This window comes from Aquimarina muelleri DSM 19832 (assembly GCF_000430665.1).
In the GTDB taxonomy this organism is placed as follows: domain Bacteria; phylum Bacteroidota; class Bacteroidia; order Flavobacteriales; family Flavobacteriaceae; genus Aquimarina; species Aquimarina muelleri.
In genome coordinates, this window is the sequence record NZ_AUML01000022.1 from 73,001 (window position 1) to 93,798 (window position 20,798).

Sequence of the window (20,798 nt, forward strand, 5' to 3'; positions counted from 1 at the left end):
CTATCAAAATTAGGAAATCTTAACGTCATTTAAAATGATAATTATCATATCTTACAGCCGCCTTATTATCCAAACAATTTTATTTATAGTATCTTTCTATTTTAGAAAATAATATGTTGAAACATTATAAAATTACCATAACAGGAAAAGTACAGGGAGTATGGTATCGAAAAAACACCTTAAACAAAACAAAAGAACTTAATATTAAAGGGTTTGTAAAAAACCTAGATAATGGAGATGTGTACATAGAGGCTGAAGGGCATGAAAATGAACTAAACACCTTATTAGATTGGTGTGCTAAAGGTCCTGAGTTTTCAAAAGTAGATACTGTTTGTTTTAAAGAAAGTGATTTGGAATATTTTGAACATTTTGAGATTTTACATTAGGATTTTTTATTGTAAGAATTACACATATTCGTATAAATCCTAACTTTAGTTTGATTTCATTTATACTTTGAATTTACCGTAACAAAACACCATCTTTTTTAACAATATTTTTATCAAAAAAACTACTACTAAAACAAAAAAGACTGCTTAAAAAATATTTAAGCAGTCTTTTTTTAGTCTTTAAATATGTTGATAAAAGCCAAAAGCTTATTCAAACTTTTTGAAGTTTTCTTTAAAAGAGTTTACCAACTCTTGAGCTTTAGCATCATATGCTTCTTTGTCTACCCATGTATTTCTCGGATTAAGAATTTCTGAAGGTACATCAGAGCAACTTTCAGGGATATTTAAATCAAAATGCTTATCCACAACATAGGATACATCATCCAGCTTTCCATCAAGAGCTGCATTTATCATTGCTCGTGTGTATGGCAATTTCATTCTACTCCCCGTACCATATTCTCCACCAGTCCAACCTGTATTTATAAGCCAAACTTTAGCTCCTGTCTTTTCAATTTTATCCATTAACATATCTCCATATTCTTTAGGATGCAATGGCATAAAAGGAGCTCCAAAACAAGCAGAAAAATTAGGCAACGGTTTAGTAACACCTGCTTCTGTTCCTGCAACTTTAGCTGTATATCCACTAATAAAATGATACGAAGCCTGTTCTTTTGTTAATTTAGAAATAGGAGGCAACACACCAAAAGCATCGGCAGTAAGAAAAAATATATTGGTAACAGTTTTTCCTTTGCTTGGCACTTTAATGTTATCGATATAATCAATTGGATAACTAACCCTTGTGTTTTGAGTAATACTAGAATCTGTATAATCTACAACACCGTCCTTATCCAAAACCACATTCTCTAACAATGCTCCTTTTTTTATAGCATTATAGATTTCTGGCTCTTTTTCTGAAGAAAGATCGATTACTTTAGCATAGCACCCTCCCTCAAAATTAAATACTGTATTTGCCTCGGTCCATGCATGTTCATCATCTCCTATTAATTTCCTTTTAGGATCTGTAGATAATGTAGTTTTTCCTGTTCCTGACAATCCAAAAAACAAAGCCGTATTACCATCTTCTCCTTCATTTGCAGAGCAATGCATAGGTAAACAGTTACGTTCGGTAGGAAGGATAAAGTTTAATGCTGAAAAAATACCTTTCTTGATTTCTCCTGTATATCCTGTTCCTCCAATTAGAGCTATCTTTTTTGAAAAATTAAGAATAGCAAAGTTATGTTGTCTTGTGCCATCCACTTCTGGATCTGCCATAAAACCAGGGGCATTAACAATCAGCCAATCCGGACTAAAAGACTCTAATTCGCTTGCTTCTGGTCTTAAAAACATATTATAAGCAAAGATGTTAGACCAAGGGTGCTCATTAATTACCCGTATATTTAATTTATATTCGGGATCAGCACATGCATAACTATCTCTTACAAAAATCTCTTTTCCAGAAAGGTACTTAGTTACTTTATCATATAATGCATCAAATGCTTTTTGATCAAAAGGAATATTAACTTTACCCCACCACACCTTATCTTCGGTGATAGAGTCTTTTACAATAAAACGATCCAGAGGAGAACGACCAGTAAATTCACCAGTGTTAATTGCCAACGCACCCGATTTTGTAATTTTCCCTTGTTTTTTTCGCAATACATCTTCCTGAAGATCCTCAGAGGATAATTGGTAGTGCATTGTAGCATTTTCAATACCGTAGTGCTTTAACGAAAACGTTTTCGTAATTGGATACAGTGGTTTCATAAAATATGTTGTGTTTGTTATGTATGTGCAAAATTATAAATAATAATTACACTAACCGACAAAAAATTCACTTAATCTTAACTAATGAAATTACAAATAATACCCATCCTATTATTAGCAGAAGCCCTCCTAAAGGAGTTATAAAACCTATACTTGACAATGAAACACCTAAAACCTCATCAATTACCAAAAGGTATATTGACCCTGAAAAAAGGGTTATTCCCCCTATAAAAAAGTAAAATATACGTTTTTTAACAACATCTTGTAAAACAGACATGTTTCCTAAAATAACAAGCACAATAGCGTGATACATTTGGTATCGTACTCCTGTAGTAAAAGAATCAACCCCCTCTGGGTCTACAAGTTTTTTTAGTCCATGAGCTCCAAAAGCACCTAAAATAACTGCCAATAAAGCCATAACAGCACCTGTAATCAAAATTGTTTTATTTATTGATATTTTATTCATAATTGACTATATAGGGTATTAAATTTTAATATTTAGACAAATTTTTAAAAGAATTATAATTAATCTCATAAAATAGAGAACCAAATCTTTATGGTATTTATTACATTCGTATCAAAGTTATCAAAATATTACAAGGTATGCGAAAGATCTTAGTTATTGGTGCAGGAAAATCTACCGCCGTATTAATTAAATATTTTCAGGATAAATCTATTTCCGAGAATTTACATATCACTATTGGTGATATTTCTATAGAAAGTGCTAAAAAACTGACTGGTGATCATCCTAATACTGAAGCAATAGCATTAGATGTTTTTGATAAAAACTCGAGAGAAAAAGCCATTCAAGCTGCTGACATTGTTGTTTCTATGCTTCCAGCTAGTTTTCATATCGAAGTAGCTAAAGACTGCCTAAGGTATGAAAAATGTATGGTTACCGCTTCATATGTTAGTCAAGAAATGCAAGAACTGGATGCAGAAGTTCGTAAAAAAGGTCTTGTGTTTATGAATGAGATAGGTGTAGATCCTGGCATTGATCACATGAGTGCTATGCACGTTATTGACCGAATAAGAAATCAAGGAGGAAAAATAATTTTATTTGAATCTTTTACTGGTGGTTTAGTTGCTCCAGAAAGCGACACTAATCTATGGAACTATAAATTTACTTGGAATCCACGTAATGTTGTAATAGCAGGACAGGGTGCCGCCGCAGAATTCTTACAAGAAGGCGCATATAAATATATCCCTTATCATAAGCTATTTAGAAGGACAGAGTTTTTGGAAGTTGAAGGATATGGTCGTTTTGAGGCTTATGCAAATCGAAATTCTTTAAAGTATAAAAAAATATATGGTTTAGATGATATTTTAACCCTATATCGAGGAACAATTAGAAGAGTAGGATTCTCTAGAGCATGGAATACTTTTGTTCAATTAGGCATGACTGCAGATGATTACACTTTGATGAATTCTGAAAACATGAGTTACCGCGATTTCACTAATTCATTTTTAGCCTACTCCCCATCAGACTCTGTAGAACTCAAACTTCGCCATTATCTTAGGATTGACCAAGATGATATTATGTGGGATAAACTATTAGAACTAGACCTTTTTAATCCAAACAAAAAAATAGGTATTCCTAATGCTACACCTGCACAAATTCTTCAGAAAATTTTAATGGATAAATGGACTCTGGATAAAGAAGACAAAGACATGATCGTAATGTACCATAAGTTTGGGTATGAACTTGATGGTAAGCGTAAGCAAATTGATGCTACTATGGTTAGTATTGGCGAAAATCAAACCTATACTGCTATGGCAAGAACCGTTGGATTACCAGTAGCAATAGCAGCTTTGCGTATCCTAAACAAGCAAATTACAGATCCAGGAGTACAAATACCAATTAAAGCAAAAGTATATACCCCTATACTTAAAGAGCTTGAAGAGTATGGCATTTTATTTCATGAAAAAGAATGTAACTACCTAGGTTACAATCCAGATGGTGTAAAAGGATAAAAAAATATTTTTAATAATAAATTTCTTTTTTATTTCAGTCCTAAACCATTAATTGTATTTTTAATTATTAATTATAATTTTCATGAAAGGGCAAAGTAATAATATAAAAATTGATGGTATTGACAAAGAGATCTTACGTAATCTCATGGAAGATGCCAGAAGACCTATTTTAGAGATTGCCAGAAATATTGGAATATCAGGCGCTGCTATTCACCAAAGACTTCGTAAGCTAGAATCTTCTGGGCTTATTGCAGGATCTAAGTTTATTATTGACCCAAAAGCATTAGGATATAAAACAATGGCATTTGTGGGAGTGTATTTAGACAAAGCAGTAAGTAATCCTATGGCAGTAAAACAACTAAAAGATATCCCCGAAGTAATAGAATGCCATTACACTACAGGAAACTGGTCTATCTTTATTAAAATACTTTGCAAAGACAACGAACATTTAATGAATGTTTTAAACAAAGGTATTCAAGCAATTGAAGGAGTGTCCCGAACAGAAACTTTTATCTCTTTGGATCAACAAATAGACAGGCAAATTAAAATATAACCCTAGCTTTTCATATCTAAAAAATTTACAAATAAAAACGGTTTACATTTTATTGTAAACCGTTTTTTATAATATTATTTCCCTTGGGTTTCAAGAAAAATATTCATTTATTTTTTAATCCCTTCTTCCCATAAACATAGAAATAAAATACAATAATGTTGCCAAAGAGCCTAAAGCAGCTACCACATAAGTACGCGCAGCCCATTTCAAAGCATCTTTAGCCCCTGCATGTTCCTCTGTTGTAAGCATATTTTTATTCTCTAACCATGCCAACGCTCTGTTACTGGCATCATACTCTACTGGCAATGTTATAAACGCAAATAATGTAGTGATTCCAAATAAAACAATCCCAACTAGAAAAAGAGTATTCCCTAAAATCATTCCTGATGCAGAAAGAACAAGCCCTCCCATAATTACAATATTAGACAACTTACTAGCAATACCCACAGCTGGCACAATTTTAGACCTCATAGTTAACCAACTATATGCTGTAGCATGCTGTACCGCATGACCACACTCGTGCGCTGCTACCGCCGCAGCCGCAGCGTTTCTTTGACCATACACCCCTTCACTAAGGTTTACTGTTTTATTTGCAGGGTTATAATGATCTGTAAGCATACCAGGTGTAGAAACTACTTGCACGTCCTTTATACCATTATCTTGCAACATCTTATTTGCAATCTCCGCTCCACTCATTCCGTTTTGTAAACGGACATTAGAATATTTCTTGAATTTACTTTTAAGTTTATTGCTAACAAAGGAGCTCACCAAGAATATGACCCCCGCAATAATATAATATCCCATCATAACTATATACTTTTTTTACTTTGTTATACCTGTTTTACACCTATCATAAATCTATTATGACACTTAAAACACATTAAAGTTACTATTAAAATGCAAAAACCTCGCCATAATAGCGAGGTTTTTGATCAAATAAACTTGAGTTAGCCAATAAATCGAGTTTAATTCAAATATTCGTTAACATCTCTTAACGGAAGGTCAAAAGCCTCTGATATTGCTGGATATACAACATCCCCATTTATTACATTTAATCCTTTTTTAAGAGGTTCATTATCACTACATGCTTTTTTCCAGCCTTTATTTGCTAATTGAATAGCGTATGGCAAAGTGACATTAGTTAATGCCAAAGTTGACGTATAAGGTACTGCCCCAGGCATATTGGCTACAGAATAATGTACTACATCATCTATAATATATACAGGGTCTTGATGCGTGGTAGGTTTTGTCGTTTCAAAACATCCTCCCTGATCTACAGCTACATCTACTATTACTGTTCCTGCACGCATATCTTTAAGCATATCGCGAGTAATTAATTTTGGTGCCTTAGCCCCAGGAATCAATACCCCCCCAATAATTAGATCCGAATCTTTTATATGTTTACGAATACTGTATTCATTAGAAAATTCTGTTTTTACATTAGCTGGCATTACATCATCTAAATATCGTAAACGTTTTACACTAATATCCAGAATAGTTACATCTGCTCCCATACCTGCTGCCATTTTAGCTGCTTGTGTACCTACAACACCACCACCAAGTACTAATACTTTTGCTGGCGCAACTCCCGGAACACCACCAAGAAGAATCCCTCTTCCTTTTAATGGTTTTTCTAAAAATTTAGCTCCTTGTTGTATAGACATACGACCAGCTACTTCACTCATTGGTGTTAGTAAAGGTAAACTACGATCTGGATCTTCTACTGTTTCATAAGAAACACATACAGAGCCACTTGCAATCATTGCATTAGTTAACTCTTCTCCTGATGCAAAGTGAAAATATGTAAATACTAACTGGTCTTTTTTGATCAATTTATATTCTGGTTCAATAGGTTCCTTAACCTTGATAATCATTTCGGCAGTACTATATACCTTTTCGATAGTAGGTAAAATCTTAGCACCAGCTTTGATATACTCTTCATCTTCAAAACCACTTTGAAGACCTGCATCTTGCTGTATAAAAACAGTATGACCATGCTTAACGAGTTCCATTGTTCCAGCAGGGGTTACCCCCACTCTGTTCTCGTTATTTTTGATTTCTTTGGGAACACCAATTATCATATCTATAATTTTTGTGTCGAAAATATATGTTTTTAAGAAATAAAACAATAAAAGACGCGTAAAAATCTGTTATTAATAATTCTTGTTAATTCCTTAAAAATCTGTGGTTATGACAAAACATATTATTTTTTGTACCGATATTTAAAATAAACTAGTACAAACATTGACACTAAGGTAATGGTATTTGCAAAAATTATCGGTAAACTATAGATTAAAAGCCCGTAAATAAGCCACCCAAGCATTCCAAATAACAAAGCAAATAGCATAGATGAAGATAAGCCTTCGGTAGATTTTGTTTTCCAGGTTTTATATACTTGTGGCAAAAACGCAATTGTAGTTAAAGTTGCTGCTACAAACCCAATTATTTCCACCAAATCTACCATATACTTATTTTTAAAACCTTGTTTAAAGATTTAAACCCTCATTGAGGGTTTTTAATCTCCTGAGACTATGCTTATGAAAACAAAACAATTTTATAAGCATAGCCTATAAACTCTCTACTGGCTTATTAATTACTTAATACTACCCTACAATATTTACAATTTTACCTGGTACTACAATTATTTTTTTAGGTTCACGTCCTGCTAATTGTTGTTGCGTTTTTTCATTTGCCATAACTGCTGCTTCGATCTGATCTTTACTTAAATCTAAAGGCAATTCTAGTGTAAAACGCATTTTACCGTTAAAGGATATTGGATACTTTTTTGTGCTTTCTACCAAATATTTTTCTTCAAAAACAGGAAATGCTGCTGTAGAAATAGACTCCCCTTTCCCAAGTTTTTGCCATAGTTCTTCTGCAATATGTGGTGCATATGGCGAAATTAATACTGCTAACGGTTCTAAAATTTCTTTGGAGGTACATTTTTGTGCAGTTAGCTCATTTACTGCAATCATAAACGTGCTTACAGAGGTATTAAAAGAAAAGTTTTCGATATCTTCTTCTACTTTTTTAATGGTTTTATGCAATGTTTTAGCTGCTTCTGGCTCTTCAGAAATAGAAGAATCAGATACATAAAATGTTGCTTCTGGTCCCGAATGATACAGTTTCCATAATCTTTTAAGAAACGAATGTACTCCTGTGATCCCAGCAGTGTTCCAGGGCTTGGCTTGTTCTAATGGCCCAAGAAACATCTCGTATAATCGTAAACTGTCGGCACCATATTGCTCACAAATACCATCTGGATTTACTACGTTAAACCAACGTTTTGACATCTTTTCTACTTCCCTCCCAACAATATACTTATTATCTTCAAGCTCAAATTCAGCATTGTTAAATTGTGGTTGCCATTCTCTTAAATCATCTATATTTAATTCATCAGAATTATTAATCAAACCCACATCTACTCGTAACTCTTCCGTTTCATATTGATCTTTCAATCCTTTAGAAACATACTTATTAGAGCCACTAATTCTATAAATTATAGCACTAGTTCCCAAAATCATCCCTTGATTGATCAGCTTTTTAAACGGCTCATCTACGGTAAGATATTCTCTATCTTTTAAAAATTTTGTCCAAAAACGAGAATATAATAAATGTCCGGTTGCGTGTTCGCTACCACCAATATATAAATCTACATTTTCCCAATATTGTAACGCTTCCGCGGAAGCGAATTCGGTATCATTATCGGCATCCATATATCGAAACGGATACCAAGAACTCCCTGCCCAACCTGGCATCGTATTTAACTCTAAAGGAAATACACTAGAGTGATCGATTAAATCCTTAGAAACAACTGTATTATTTTTAGCGTTCCACGCCCATACATCTGCACGACCTAATGGTGGCTCCCCTGTTTCAGTTGGCAAATATTTTTCTACTTCTGGCAATGCTATTGGCAAATGTTCTGTAGCGATCATTTGCGGCATCCCGTCTACATAATATACTGGGAACGGCTCTCCCCAATATCGCTGACGACTAAATACAGCATCCCGAAGTCTATAATTGGTCTTCCCCTGTCCTTGTCCTAGTTTTTCTAACTCATAAATGGCAGTTTTGGTCGCTTTTTTATAGTTTAACCCATTTAAAAAATCTGAATTAGCAATTACGGTCTTTTCTTTATCGGAAAAAGCTTCTTCAGAAATATCTACACTTTCAAAAATGTTAGTAATGGGGATATTAAAATGTTTTGCAAAGTCATAATCCCGTTGATCTCCACATGGTACTGCCATTACGGCTCCGGTACCATATCCTGCCAACACATAATCCCCGATCCAGATGGGTACTGGTTCTTTGGTAAACGGGTGCTCTGCATACGCCCCTGTAAATACGCCACTTATGGTTTTTACATCTGCCATACGTTCCCGCTCACTACGTTTGGCAGTAGCTTCTATATAGGCATTCACCTGTGCTTTTTGCTCTGCAGTAGTTATTTTTTGTACTAAATCATGCTCTGGAGCCAAAGTCATAAAAGTAACTCCAAAAATAGTATCGGGTCGAGTGGTAAAAACTTCGATTACTGCATCATGCTCTTTTACATTAAAAGTTACACTTGCTCCAACCGATTTACCAATCCAGTTACGTTGTGATTCTTTTAAGGAGTCTGTCCAATCTATAGTTTCTAAACCTTGTAGTAACCGCTCTGCATAGGCAGAAATTCGCATACTCCACTGGGTCATTTTTTTACGAATCACTGGGTATCCGCCACGCTCTGAAACTCCGTTTACAATTTCATCATTTGCTAATACGGTTCCTAACTGTGGGCACCAGTTTACCTCGGTTTCTGCTAAATAGGTTAACCTGTATTTAAGCAATACTTCTTGCTTTTCTTTAGATGTAAAATCATTCCATTCTTGTGAGGTAAACGAAGCTATATTTTCGTCACAAACTGCATGTACTTCTGTATTTCCTGTAGAAGCAAAAATAGCTTCCAGATCTTTTATATCTCTTGCTTTATCTGCATTTTTATCATACCAGGAGTTAAACAACTCGATAAAAATCCATTGTGTCCATTTATAAAAATCAGGATTACTGGTGCGTACCTCACGGCTCCAATCAAAAGAGAATCCTATTTTATCTAATTGTTCCCGATAACGAGCGATGTTTTCTTTGGTGGTGATGGCAGGATGTTGCCCGGTTTGAATTGCGTATTGCTCTGCTGGTAATCCAAAAGAATCATATCCTTGCGGATGTAATACATTAAATCCTTTATGACGTTTGTATCGTGTATAAATATCACTGGCTATATATCCAAGCGGATGCCCGACATGCAATCCTGCTCCCGAAGGATAAGGAAACATATCTAATACATAATACTTTTTTTTATCGCTATTGTTTTCTGCTTTGAAAGTTTGTTCCTCTGCCCAATGTTTTTGCCATTTGGCTTCAATAGTATTAAAATCGTAGCTCATCATCTAAAATTAAGACCGCAAATTTACTAAAACCATCAGTATAGTAAAGCAACATCTACTTTTAATTGTTAATGCTAGTTATAAAAAAGCAAATATTATGTATTTTTCATTTTCCTTCGATACCAAAGCAAACCACCTAATAATACTAGTGTTAAGACTGCTACAGCCCAATATAGTAATGTGTTGTTCTGGAAAGGAATCGGGGCGGAATCTCCCACCAGATAAAATGCTCCCCAGTAAAATGGATCGGTTCTGTTGATATTTGCCGTAGTTAGATATTGCAATTTTGCTTGTTGCAAAGCTTTTGCCTTGTTCATTCCTGCTTTTAGGTTGGTGTAAAAATATTTCATTACCTCGGGGGTGGTTTGATCCGATACCTCCCAGCTGGTTAATAGCAAACTTTTGGTTCCTGCATATTGAAAAGCAGTACCTAAACTCATAATCCCTTCTCCTTTGGCAATCTTACCTGATCCTGTATTACAGGCACTAAGTACGGTAAGTTCTGCTGGGATATCCAACGCAAATAATTCGTGACCGTACAGCAAATTATCCTCCAGAGTGTCCTTACTTTTAGTAAAATACAATTTAGAGTTTTCTGGTCTTTCGTTATCTACATCCCCATGTAGCGCCAGATGCAAAATGTTATACTTTCCTGCATTCTTTTTAAAATTAGATTCTATTGCCTGGGATCCATAATAATATTCTCCGTCTATAATATTGGATATGGCTCTTATTTCCTTTCGCGTACCAGGCAGGTCATCCCCAGTATCTCTTAATGCTGCAAGGCGCATTGTATTTGCTTGTGCGATGTTAGTACTATCCGAAAAAGAGAATGCCAAACATTCCTGTAGTGTTTTAGATTGGACAGACTCTTTAAAAGGGGTAAACAATAAGGTGGCAGAATTAGTATAGGAGATGGCATAGTCTTTTAACAAATAGGATAAAAGTGCAGGATTGTTAGAATCGTCTTTTTGACTTACTAATACCTCAAAATTAAGATGCCATAAAGGACCATCGGGTATCATAATCAGTTCCTCTCCTAACAATTTGTCTTGTATAGGGGCAATAAGCTTGGCATATAATGCATACGCTTGTTTTTTATGTTTTTGTACATCTTTGGCAATAATACTTTTACGAAACTCTTGAATCTGTTCAGTTAGTTTTGGCGTGGGGAGTCCTTGTACTGAGATACCTTTTTTAGAAACGATAAAAGCATAGGTAACACTATCTCCTGTAAAAAAGGACACAAGAGTAGTTTTATCGTCGAGCTTTTGTTGTATATCGGTAACAGAAACAATATCATTACGATACTTAAGTTGATAGTATTTTGGGTAGTTTTTTTCTAAGATTTCGGTTAAGGAATCTTGCCGCCTGTTGGTTACAAATAATTCATTTTCAAAATCACGAATTTTTGAAGTATCCACCTCTTTATTAGACAGCTCCTCTGTGATTTTAGATTGATAAAAAGAACGATTAATTCTTAGTTCTTTTTCTAAAACCACCAAATCTGCAGGTAACCCAGAATAATTTTTGGCATCAGCATCGTTAAGCAATTCTTTTAAGGTATTGGCTTTGCTTTTCTCTGCATAATAAAATGCTTGTTCTAAGGCTTGTGGGTCTTTTTGTAGCAAAACAGTTTCTATAGCTTCCTGATAGATTTCTTTTGCTTGTTTGGCAAAGACAACTTTATCTTGGTAGTTGGTAAAAGACTGACGGATAGCCTGTATTAGGGTATCTATATTCTTATAAATAGCAAGACTTTTCTTTAAATCTAATATATTATTATCATGTAAATATCTTAAGCGTAATGTTTTTGCTTTCCCGAATAAACTTTCTAATAAAAAATCATAATGATAATAGTCCTCTAAATCAAAATTATTTTTGTTATCTGTTACATTTGTATTTTTGGCATTACTGGATAAGGCTTTATCAAAATAACTTAATGCTTTTGTATACTCTTGTTGTTTGTCGTAGGCACGTGCAATATAATTATACGGATCAGAAGTAAGAACATGATTTTCTCCATACACATCTTGTATTACGGTTAATGCTTTATTATAATTTAGTAATGCCTCATTATACCTTCTCGTTTCAAAATACACATCTCCAATACTTTCATAAATTTTTGTAATGTAAATATTATCCCCCTCAAATATATTTTTATGTATCCTTAATCCTCTTTTTAGGTATTTCAATGCCAGATCATATTCCTTTTGCTTACCATATAAATTACCTATATTAATTAATGTTTTAAAAACTCTATAATCATTCTCTCCAAAAATAGATTTTAAATTTTGCAATGCCTTATTATAATAAAGTAATGCCGTCTTAAACTCCTCTTGATTCATTTTATAAATACCTAAATTATTATAAATATTTCCAATTGTATGATAATGTTCTCCAAAATTTTTAATCGTTATCCCCAAGCTTTTCTTTGCATAATCTATCGCTTTATCATACTCCCCCATGTTATTTAAAACGTTACCTATATTAAGATAGGTTTTGATCAGACCTCCTATATTGTTTTTTTTAACACTAATTTCTAAAGCTTTTTTATAATAATTTAAAGCTGTGTGAAATTGTTTAAGATTAACATAAGTTACACCTATATTATTATAAGTACTTATAAGGCTATTATGTTTTTTTCCAAACTTTTTAATCTTTATTTGTAAACTTTTTTTGTAATACTCTAATGATTTATTATACACACCAAGATCATCATAAAGAATCCCAAGATTGCTATAAAGACTCCCAAGATTATAATGATATGGTTCTAAGGATTTTAATCGGATATCTATTGCTTTTTCAAAATACTGTATTGCAATTTTATATTTAGTTTTATATGAATAAATAATTCCGAGGTTTGTATTAGACACTATAAGATCAACATGATTTTCAGGCAAAAGTTTATCTCGTACAGCAAGTGCTTTGTTATAGTATAATAAAGCCTCGTCGTAGTTTTGGGATAATCTATGATAATGTCCTACGTTATCATATCCTGATGCTTTTTCTTTATGATTTTCTGTCAAATACGTATCGCAAATAGCCAGTGCTTTTTTAGAAGATTCTAAAGATTCTTTTAGTTTAAGGTTACGCCACTGATTTTCTGATATTTTATTATAACATCTGGATACTCGCTCCCATATTTTAGCTTTTTGATATATAGGTATTGCCTTTTTGAATAGTTGGATAGAATTATTATAATCTGCCGATGTCAACAAAGAATCTGCTTTCTTGAAATATTGTGACGCTAATATGGTATCTTTTTCTACTTGTGCACGGATAGAGTATGACATCAAGAAAGAAAAATATATTATAAAAAACAGAGAAAAAGAATGTGTTTTCTTCATAATAGATAAGCTATATACTTAGCAATTAACAACAAAGAAAACGAAAATATTGTCTTGCTTTTCGATTATTAAGAAAAAATGTAACACTTGATTTAAAGTTTTTTGTTAAAATAAAGTATAGAGTAAAAAACAATGATTTGTTGATTTCTCTTATATTCATAGTAGAATAGTATTCATATTTTTATCTTTGTGGCTCTTAATTGAATTATAGTACAATGACCAAAAATTTTATAGAAGAGTTACGATGGAGAGGGATGTTGCACGACGCAATGCCTGGTACCGAAGAATACTTAATGGAACAAATGCGAGCTGCTTATGTAGGGTTTGATCCTACTGCAGATTCCTTACATATTGGCAATCTGGTTCCTATAATGTTATTGGCTCATTATCAAAGAACAGGACATAAACCTTTTGCACTGGTAGGAGGAGCCACAGGAATGATAGGAGATCCATCTGGCAAATCTGCCGAGCGGAATCTGTTGGATGAAAAAACACTGCGCCGTAATCAAGAAGCAATCAAATCCCAATTAAGTAGATTTTTAGATTTTGAAAGTGATGCTTCCAATGCTGCGGTATTGGTTAACAATTACGATTGGATGAAAGAATTTTCGTTCTTGGAATTTATTAGAGATGTAGGAAAACATATTACGGTTAACTATATGATGGCAAAAGATTCGGTTAAAAATCGACTTTCCTCAGAATCTTCAGAAGGGATGTCCTTTACAGAATTTACATACCAATTGGTACAAGGATATGATTTTTTACACTTGTATAGAGGTCATAATTGTACACTACAGATGGGTGGAAGTGACCAATGGGGCAATATAACTACTGGTACCGAATTAATCAGAAGAGTAGCAGGAGGAAAAGGATATGCATTAACTTGCCCGTTAATTACAAAATCTGATGGGTCTAAATTTGGAAAATCTGAAGGTGGAAATGTGTGGTTAGATGCCAAACGTACTTCGCCGTATAAGTTTTATCAATATTGGTTAAATACCAGTGATGAAGATGCAGAAAAGTATATCAAGATTTTTACCTTTTTAACAGAAGAAGAAATAAAAACTCTAGTAGCAAAACACAAAGAGGCCCCACACGAGCGAATATTACAAAAAAGATTGGCAGATGAGGTTACTGTTATAGTACATTCTCAAGAAGATTTGGACAATGCGATTAAAGCATCTAATATCCTTTTTGGAAAATCTACATCTGCAGATTTGAAGGAATTGGATGAAGCTACTTTTTTAGATGTTTTTGATGGAGTGCCACAAGCCGAAGTTGCAAAAGACAAAATTACTGATGGATTAGATATTATAGGAGCTTTGGCAGAGCATACAGGTTTTTTAAAATCTAATGGTGAAGCCAGAAGAGCTTTAAAAGAAAATTCAATATCCGTAAACAGAGAAAAAATTACCGACACATATTCTATATCTGAACAAGATTTGATTAACAATCAGTTTGTACTATTACAACGTGGTAAGAAAAACTATTTTGTGATTAGAGCAGTATAAATTTTTTATAAAGTAGGATATTTTGTACCCCTCACAGGTTTTTCAAAAACCTGTGAGGGGTACAAAATAAACATTAAATAAAATATTATAAATCATACGTTTTTTATTTCGTCAACTTTTGTCATGTCTCATTTTATATTAAAAATTTTTAAGAACCAGGAATTAAAACTGTTCTGGACACAGTTTTTGTTTATTTTAGTATCGCAGAATAGATAATATGATATTAGTTACTGGAGCAACAGGATTGGTAGGAACACATTTATTGGTAAAACTTATAAAACAAAACGATACCGTTCGTGCGTTATATAGAAGTAACACCAAAAAGGAGTCTGCCAAAAAAGTATTTTCTTTTTATTTTCCTGAAGAAAAAAAATATCTCTTTGATCAAATAGACTGGGTTCAGGCAGATCTTAATGATATCCCAAAACTAACCGAAGCTTTTGAAGGAGTAACCCATGTGTATCATTGTGCAGCAAAAATCAGTTTTAACCCTTCTCATTATAAAGAATTAAGAAAAGTAAATATTGAAGGTACTGCAAACATTGTAAATCTTTGTATTATCAAAAAGGTAAAGAAACTTTGCTATATAAGTTCGATTGCGACTTTGGGAGAAAACCTTTTAAATACTCCTATTGATGAAAAAGCAGAATGGAATCCAGAAACAACCAACTCGGTATATGCTATAACTAAATATGGTGCAGAAATGGAAGTTTGGAGAGGAGTACAAGAAGGTCTAAATGCTGTTATCGTAAATCCCGGAATCATAATCGGCCCAGGTTTTTTTAATACCGGAAGTGGATATTTATTTAAACGAATCCATGCAGGGATGTCCTATTATACTACTGGAATTACTGGGTTTGTGGCGATACAAGATGTTATTGCTATAATACACCAACTCATGAATGGCAATTACACTAATCAACGCTACATTCTGGTTGGCGAGAATTTAAGTTATAAAAATGCTTTTACCAAAATTGCTGAAGCTTTGCATAAGACTCCTCCCAAAAAGAAGGCCTCTCCTTTTTTAATGAAGATAGCCTATTATGCACAAGGTATTAGCTATATTTTTTTTAGAACAAATAGATCTATATTTAAATCTTCTATAAGAAGTGCTTTTTCGATTACGCATTATGAAAATGATAAAGTAAAAAAAGAGCTAATGCATACTTTTTACCCAATAGAAAAAAGCATACAAGAAACTGCTACTTATTTTCTTAACGAACAGACTTTTTAATAACTTTTAAATTTGCTTTTTTATAATTCAGAAACATTTTTTTGTTTTACACTTCGTAAAGTATCATTTGCCTTTTTTATCGAGTCTTGTATTTTTTGAATAGAATCCTCTTCTTTTTTTATCTTTTCGTATCTAATCATCTCTTTATCGAGATTTTCTTTTACTCGGTTAATTATAGCTTCATATTTTCCAATCTGATCAGAATACCAAGCGTTATTTTCTGTAAAAACAACACTATCAATCTTGTGTTTATTTAGAATAAACCTTTCTGGGTTTATGTTTTCCTCTTCAAAAATAGATCTGTGTGAGTTTTTTGCTGTTTTTATAAAAGCAATATCGGTTAATATTTCAACCATACGATCTTCTGCTATTAATATCTTTGGAACAGGTGCTTTTTCTAAACTCTGGCAAGCAAGAAACATCAAAAAGAGCACAAAATATCTTATGTTTTTAATCATCTTTCAAAAGTTAATCGTTGTGCGCGTCGCACATCATAGAATTTAAAATTCTTATATACTAAACTACCATTTACAAAAGTATGTGTAATTCGGGATCTAAAAGTAGTTCCTTCAAAAGGAGACCATCCACATTTATATGCAATATTATCTTTATTAACTGCCCATGGCGCGTTTAAATCTACTAACACTGCATCCGCATGATATCCTTCTTTTATAAACCCTCTTTTTTCTATCTGAAATAGTATTGCAGGGTTATGACACATTTTCTCTACAATTTTTTCTAAAGATATTTTATCTCGATGATAAAACTCTAACATTGCAGGAAGAGCATGTTGTACTAATGGACCCCCAGATGGCGCTTTGGTGTACACATTGTTTTTTTCTTCTAGCGTGTGCGGTGCATGATCGGTAGCTATTACATCTATTTTATCATCTAATAAAGCTTTAAACAGTGCATCTTTATCCTTTTTTGTTTTTACCGCAGGGTTCCATTTTATTAAAGTTCCTTTTTCTGTATAATCCTCGTCTGAAAACCACAAGTGATGTATACAAACTTCTGAAGTTATCTTTTTTTCTTTTAGCGGAATTTTATTTGTAAATAGCTTTAGTTCTTTTGCTGTAGACAAATGAAAAACATGCAATCTTGCTCCTGTTTTTTTAGCTAATTCGATGGCTCTTGAGGACGACAAGTAACACGCTTCTTCACTTCTAATAACCGGATGAAATGCCATAGGAATGTCTTCGCCATATTTTTCAATATATTTTGCAGTATTCTTTTTAATAGTAGCTTCATCTTCGCAATGTACTGCTATTAGCAAGTCTGTAGAAGAAAAAATCTTTTCTAAAACTTCTGGATTATCCACTAGCATATCTCCTGTAGAAGACCCTAAAAACAATTTAAGAGCTGCTACTTTTTTAGGATCTACTTTAAGAATTTCTTCTAAGTTATCATTAGTCCCTCCAAACATAAAAGAATAATTTGCGTAACTTGTTTTTGCTGCTATTTCAAATTTTTCTTCTAATTTTTCTATGGTAGTTGCCTGTGGCACTGTATTAGGCATTTCTATAAAAGAGGTTATCCCTCCTGCTATAGCTGCTCTAGATTCTGTTTCTATAGTTGCTTTATGGGTTAGTCCAGGCTCTCTAAAATGTACTTGATCATCTATTACACCAGGTAATAAATACTTTCCTTCTGCATCAAAAATATGTACCTCTGATGATTTTGCGCTTATTTGTGGCGCTATTTCTTTAAAAATACCGTCTTCTATATATACATCTCCATTAAAAATTTTTCCTTCATTAACAATATTAGCATTCTTAATAAGCACCCTATCCATAATCATATGTCGTAATGTTTAAATAAACTTCTAAATTTCATTTTTATAACTCCAAAAACTGCTTCGGCTATGATGCCTTTACTCATTTTTGAAGTTCCTTGTGTTCTATCGGTAAAGATTACCGGTATTTCTTTTATTTTAAAGCCCAATAAGTATGCTTTAAATTTCATTTCTATTTGAAAAGCATATCCTACAAATCGTATTTTTTTTAGGTTTATATTTTCCAAAACCTCTCTTTTATAACAGATAAATCCTGCGGTTGTGTCATGAATATCCATACCTGTTATCCAGCTAACGTATTTAGATGCTCCCCAAGACAGTAATACTCTACTCATTGGCCAGTTTACTACATTTACCCCAGTTACATACCTAGATCCTATTGCTACTTGCGAAGAACCTTTTGCACAAGCATTATACAATCGTATAAGATCATTAGGATTATGAGAGAAATCTGCATCCATCTCAAAAATATATTGATAAGAACGTTCTAGGGCCCATTCAAAACCCGAAATATATGCTGTTCCCAAACCTAATTTTCCTTCTCGTTCTATTAAAAAAAGACTTTCTGGATACTCTGTTTGTATTTTTTTTATCAAACTAGCAGTAGCATCCGGAGAGTTATCATCTACAATAAGAATATGAAAATCGCGTTGAAGCGAGAGCACATTTCTAATAATACGCTCTACATTTTCAATTTCGTTATAGGTAGGGATTATGACTAAGGCATCCACCATCAGGGCAATTTTTCAGGCAAATATAGCTAAATAATTGCTAGTTATTTTTTTGTTTTTATTAGTTAATTGATTGTAATTTTACCCCATCGCAGAATATGGAATTTATTTTAAGAGAAATAACACCTACTAATTGGCTCACTATATTAATTATGGTCGGGCTTCTTTTATTAGCCGCAGCCAAGACCGTAAATACAGTTAGGTTTTCTGACTTTATGATGCTCTTGACTAACAATAAGTATATTTTGTCTTCTCAAAAAGTTAATAGACTCTCTTCTTTGTTTAATGTAATTTTGTTATTGTTTCAAATAATATCTGTTTCTATATTTATCTATCTATGTTTTAAGGTCTTTAAATGGCAAGTTACTCCCAATGAAATTACTTTATATGTTAAAATTATTATTTTATATACTGTAATTGTTGTTTGTAAATTACTTATAGAAAAAATTATAGCAACTATATTCTCTATAGATTCTATAATCGACATTTATCTGTTTCATAAGGTATCTTACCGCAACTTTATAGGTGTCTTGCTCTTGCCTGTTAATATTTTATTTATATATGGGTTACAAGGATCCCGAATTACATTTATAGTCTTGCTATTTTTTTTGATTATTATAAATCTAATGACACTATTTTCTTTTTACCGAAAAAATCAAAATATCATTTTAAACCATATGTTTTATTTTATTTTGTATCTTTGCGCACTTGAAATTGCACCTTATTTTATACTATATAAGCTTATAAGTTAATTCGTAATACCTTTGCAAAAAAGAAAGAATATATGAAAGTGAAAACAATTTTAGTTTCACAGCCAGAGCCTAAAGTGGAAAATTCACCTTATTTTGATTTAGAAGAAAAGGAAAAAGTAAAAATTGACTTTATCCCCTTCATTCATGTAGAGGGAGTTGATGCCAAAGAGGTGAGGTTACAAAAAGTGGATTTATCCCACTATACTGCTATTATTCTTACTAGCCGTAACTCTGTTGATCATTTTTTTAGAATAGCAGAAGAGATGCGTTTTAAAGTACCTGATACGCTTAAGTACTTTTGTCAAAGTGAAGCTGTAGCATATTATTTACAAAAATATGTAGTATATCGAAAGAGAAAGATATACGTAGGGAAACGTACTTTTCAGGAATTGTCTCCTTTAATTAAAAAATATAAGGCCGAAAAATTCCTATTACCATCTTCAGATAAACTAAAACCTGAAATTCCTGAAACACTAAATGAGTTAAAAGTAGAATGGAAACAAGCTGTGTTTTATAAAACAGTAGTAAGTGATCTTTCTGAATTAAGAGATGTGTTTTATGACATCTTGGTGTTTTTTAGTCCATCTGGGATACAATCTTTATTTGAAAATTTTCCAGATTTTAAACAAAATAATACCAGAATTGCTGTTTTTGGAAATTCTACTATTCAAGCAGCAGAAGATCACAATTTAGTTGTTAATATCCAAGCACCCACCCCAGAAACGCCATCTATGACTATGGCACTTCAAAAATATATTAAAGAAGCAAACAAAAAGTAAACATATTTTTTTTAAAAAAATATATTAAAAAAGAGGCTATCTGAAAAGATAGCCTCTTTTTTAATTATGATACGATACCAGTTTACAAATACCACTTTTTATAATGAATACCAACAATTCAGAACTATCGTAGACGCTTAAACAGGGTATATATATTGAATAGTAGAAAAGTAAAAAACACCCTCCTGTTAAAGAGGCTACTGAAAAAGTCACGAACTTAAATAAAAGCGGTAAGTATTTTAGATACTTGCCGTTTTTTGTATTTTGTATTCATGATAGTTCAACAGGAATCTCTTCGATTAAGCGAGTACAGTTCTTTATATGATTTAATTGTTCCTCACACCAACTTGTTAAGGCGTATAAATGATTTAATAGATTTTAATTTCATCTATGAAGAACTTCAATCAAAATATTCTCAAACTCAAGGCAGAAAAGCAGAAAGTCCCATAAGACTATTCAAATATCTTCTGCTAAAAGTAATTTATACCATTTCAGATGTAGATGTAGTGGAGCGTTCACGCTATGACATGTCTTTCAAAT

18 protein-coding genes are annotated in these 20,798 nt (G+C 32.8%); 8 read left to right on the forward strand and 10 right to left on the reverse strand.

Going from position 1 to position 20,798, the window contains the following annotated elements; genetic code table 11:
- Positions 1-113: 113 nt before the first annotated feature.
- Positions 114-386 (forward strand): acylphosphatase, encoded by a 273-nt coding sequence (locus H527_RS0110030; RefSeq protein ID WP_027412594.1) that lies wholly within the window; start codon positions 114-116, stop codon positions 384-386.
- Positions 387-593: 207 nt separating this feature from the next.
- Here the strand turns inward: H527_RS0110030 and pckA are convergent, their stop codons facing one another.
- Both pckA and H527_RS0110040 read right to left on the reverse strand, forming a co-directional pair.
- The gene (pckA, locus tag H527_RS21805) at positions 594-2,150 is read right to left on the reverse strand and encodes a phosphoenolpyruvate carboxykinase (ATP) (RefSeq protein WP_035087810.1); all 1,557 of its coding nucleotides are present in this window, start codon (positions 2,148-2,150) and stop codon (positions 594-596) included.
- A gap of 67 nt (positions 2,151-2,217) precedes the next feature.
- Positions 2,218-2,616 carry a DUF423 domain-containing protein gene (locus tag H527_RS0110040; protein WP_229809262.1) on the reverse strand — a complete coding sequence of 133 codons (399 nt, stop codon included), beginning with the start codon at positions 2,614-2,616 and terminating at the stop codon, positions 2,218-2,220.
- 137 nt (positions 2,617-2,753) lie between these two features.
- Between H527_RS0110040 and H527_RS0110045 the strand changes: the two genes are divergently transcribed.
- Positions 2,754-4,124: a saccharopine dehydrogenase family protein gene (locus H527_RS0110045; protein ID WP_027412596.1), complete on the forward strand. Its 1,371-nt coding sequence runs from the start codon at positions 2,754-2,756 to the stop codon at positions 4,122-4,124.
- 82 nt (positions 4,125-4,206) lie between these two features.
- A complete protein-coding gene (locus H527_RS0110050; protein ID WP_027412597.1) occupies positions 4,207-4,677 on the forward strand; it encodes an Lrp/AsnC ligand binding domain-containing protein in 471 nt (156 codons plus the stop codon).
- Positions 4,678-4,791: 114 nt separating this feature from the next.
- On the opposite strand, the gene H527_RS0110055 is transcribed toward H527_RS0110050, so the two are convergent.
- The 5 genes from H527_RS0110055 to H527_RS0110075 all read right to left on the reverse strand — a co-directional run bounded on the left by H527_RS0110055 (position 4,792) and on the right by H527_RS0110075 (position 13,456).
- Positions 4,792-5,484: a zinc metallopeptidase gene (locus H527_RS0110055; protein ID WP_027412598.1), complete on the reverse strand. Its 693-nt coding sequence runs from the start codon at positions 5,482-5,484 to the stop codon at positions 4,792-4,794.
- A gap of 158 nt (positions 5,485-5,642) precedes the next feature.
- Positions 5,643-6,758, reverse strand: coding sequence for an alanine dehydrogenase (gene ald / locus H527_RS0110060; protein WP_027412599.1), 1,116 nt, complete (start codon positions 6,756-6,758; stop codon positions 5,643-5,645).
- Positions 6,759-6,880: 122 nt separating this feature from the next.
- Positions 6,881-7,141, reverse strand: a complete 261-nt coding sequence (locus tag H527_RS0110065) for a SemiSWEET family sugar transporter (protein ID WP_027412600.1) — start codon at positions 7,139-7,141, stop codon at positions 6,881-6,883.
- Positions 7,142-7,280: 139 nt separating this feature from the next.
- Entirely contained in the window at positions 7,281-10,106 is a 2,826-nt protein-coding gene (leuS, locus tag H527_RS0110070) for a leucine--tRNA ligase (protein WP_027412601.1), read from the reverse strand.
- A gap of 95 nt (positions 10,107-10,201) precedes the next feature.
- The gene (locus tag H527_RS0110075) at positions 10,202-13,456 is read right to left on the reverse strand and encodes a CHAT domain-containing protein (protein ID WP_081414588.1); all 3,255 of its coding nucleotides are present in this window, start codon (positions 13,454-13,456) and stop codon (positions 10,202-10,204) included.
- 215 nt (positions 13,457-13,671) lie between these two features.
- Between H527_RS0110075 and tyrS the strand changes: the two genes are divergently transcribed.
- Positions 13,672-14,967, forward strand: a complete 1,296-nt coding sequence (gene tyrS, locus H527_RS0110080; protein ID WP_027412603.1) for a tyrosine--tRNA ligase — start codon at positions 13,672-13,674, stop codon at positions 14,965-14,967.
- A gap of 217 nt (positions 14,968-15,184) precedes the next feature.
- Positions 15,185-16,201, forward strand: coding sequence for an NAD-dependent epimerase/dehydratase family protein (locus tag H527_RS0110085; RefSeq protein ID WP_027412604.1), 1,017 nt, complete (start codon positions 15,185-15,187; stop codon positions 16,199-16,201).
- Positions 16,202-16,221: 20 nt separating this feature from the next.
- Here the strand turns inward: H527_RS0110085 and H527_RS0110090 are convergent, their stop codons facing one another.
- The 3 genes from H527_RS0110090 to H527_RS0110100 are packed head-to-tail and all read right to left on the reverse strand — an operon-like array spanning position 16,222 to position 18,730.
- On the reverse strand, positions 16,222-16,659 hold the full coding sequence (locus H527_RS0110090; RefSeq protein WP_027412605.1) for a DUF4296 domain-containing protein: 438 nt from the start codon (positions 16,657-16,659) through the stop codon (positions 16,222-16,224).
- Entirely contained in the window at positions 16,656-17,996 is a 1,341-nt protein-coding gene (locus H527_RS0110095) for a dihydroorotase (protein WP_027412606.1), read from the reverse strand. The genes H527_RS0110090 and H527_RS0110095 overlap by 4 nt, the downstream gene beginning before the upstream one ends.
- Before the next feature lie 2 nt (positions 17,997-17,998).
- Positions 17,999-18,730 (reverse strand): polyprenol monophosphomannose synthase, encoded by a 732-nt coding sequence (locus H527_RS0110100; RefSeq protein WP_027412607.1) that lies wholly within the window; start codon positions 18,728-18,730, stop codon positions 17,999-18,001.
- Positions 18,731-18,825: 95 nt separating this feature from the next.
- On the opposite strand from H527_RS0110100, the gene H527_RS24800 reads away from it, so the two are divergent.
- The 3 genes from H527_RS24800 to H527_RS23520 all read left to right on the forward strand — a co-directional run.
- Positions 18,826-19,479, forward strand: coding sequence for a DUF4271 domain-containing protein (locus tag H527_RS24800; RefSeq protein WP_027412608.1), 654 nt, complete (start codon positions 18,826-18,828; stop codon positions 19,477-19,479).
- Between the two features lie 32 nt (positions 19,480-19,511).
- Positions 19,512-20,258, forward strand: a complete 747-nt coding sequence (locus H527_RS0110110; RefSeq protein ID WP_027412609.1) for a uroporphyrinogen-III synthase — start codon at positions 19,512-19,514, stop codon at positions 20,256-20,258.
- A gap of 272 nt (positions 20,259-20,530) precedes the next feature.
- A partial coding sequence (locus tag H527_RS23520) for a transposase (RefSeq protein ID WP_027412610.1) occupies positions 20,531-20,798 on the forward strand: 268 nt, incomplete at its 3' end.

Bases quoted from the DNA above. Each gene is read 5' to 3' on its own strand.
- H527_RS0110030 (WP_027412594.1), top strand. From the start codon at position 114: ATGTTGAAACATTATAAAATTACCATAACAGGAAAAGTACAGGGAGTA.
- pckA (WP_035087810.1), bottom strand. From the start codon at position 2,150: ATGAAACCACTGTATCCAATTACGAAAACGTTTTCGTTAAAGCACTAC.
- H527_RS0110040 (WP_229809262.1), bottom strand. From the start codon at position 2,616: ATGAATAAAATATCAATAAATAAAACAATTTTGATTACAGGTGCTGTT.
- H527_RS0110045 (WP_027412596.1), top strand. From the start codon at position 2,754: ATGCGAAAGATCTTAGTTATTGGTGCAGGAAAATCTACCGCCGTATTA.
- H527_RS0110050 (WP_027412597.1), top strand. From the start codon at position 4,207: ATGAAAGGGCAAAGTAATAATATAAAAATTGATGGTATTGACAAAGAG.
- H527_RS0110055 (WP_027412598.1), bottom strand. From the start codon at position 5,484: ATGATGGGATATTATATTATTGCGGGGGTCATATTCTTGGTGAGCTCC.
- ald (WP_027412599.1), bottom strand. From the start codon at position 6,758: ATGATAATTGGTGTTCCCAAAGAAATCAAAAATAACGAGAACAGAGTG.
- H527_RS0110065 (WP_027412600.1), bottom strand. From the start codon at position 7,141: ATGGTAGATTTGGTGGAAATAATTGGGTTTGTAGCAGCAACTTTAACT.
- leuS (WP_027412601.1), bottom strand. From the start codon at position 10,106: ATGAGCTACGATTTTAATACTATTGAAGCCAAATGGCAAAAACATTGG.
- H527_RS0110075 (WP_081414588.1), bottom strand. From the start codon at position 13,456: ATGAAGAAAACACATTCTTTTTCTCTGTTTTTTATAATATATTTTTCT.
- tyrS (WP_027412603.1), top strand. From the start codon at position 13,672: ATGACCAAAAATTTTATAGAAGAGTTACGATGGAGAGGGATGTTGCAC.
- H527_RS0110085 (WP_027412604.1), top strand. From the start codon at position 15,185: ATGATATTAGTTACTGGAGCAACAGGATTGGTAGGAACACATTTATTG.
- H527_RS0110090 (WP_027412605.1), bottom strand. From the start codon at position 16,659: ATGATTAAAAACATAAGATATTTTGTGCTCTTTTTGATGTTTCTTGCT.
- H527_RS0110095 (WP_027412606.1), bottom strand. From the start codon at position 17,996: ATGGATAGGGTGCTTATTAAGAATGCTAATATTGTTAATGAAGGAAAA.
- H527_RS0110100 (WP_027412607.1), bottom strand. From the start codon at position 18,730: ATGGTGGATGCCTTAGTCATAATCCCTACCTATAACGAAATTGAAAAT.
- H527_RS24800 (WP_027412608.1), top strand. From the start codon at position 18,826: ATGGAATTTATTTTAAGAGAAATAACACCTACTAATTGGCTCACTATA.
- H527_RS0110110 (WP_027412609.1), top strand. From the start codon at position 19,512: ATGAAAGTGAAAACAATTTTAGTTTCACAGCCAGAGCCTAAAGTGGAA.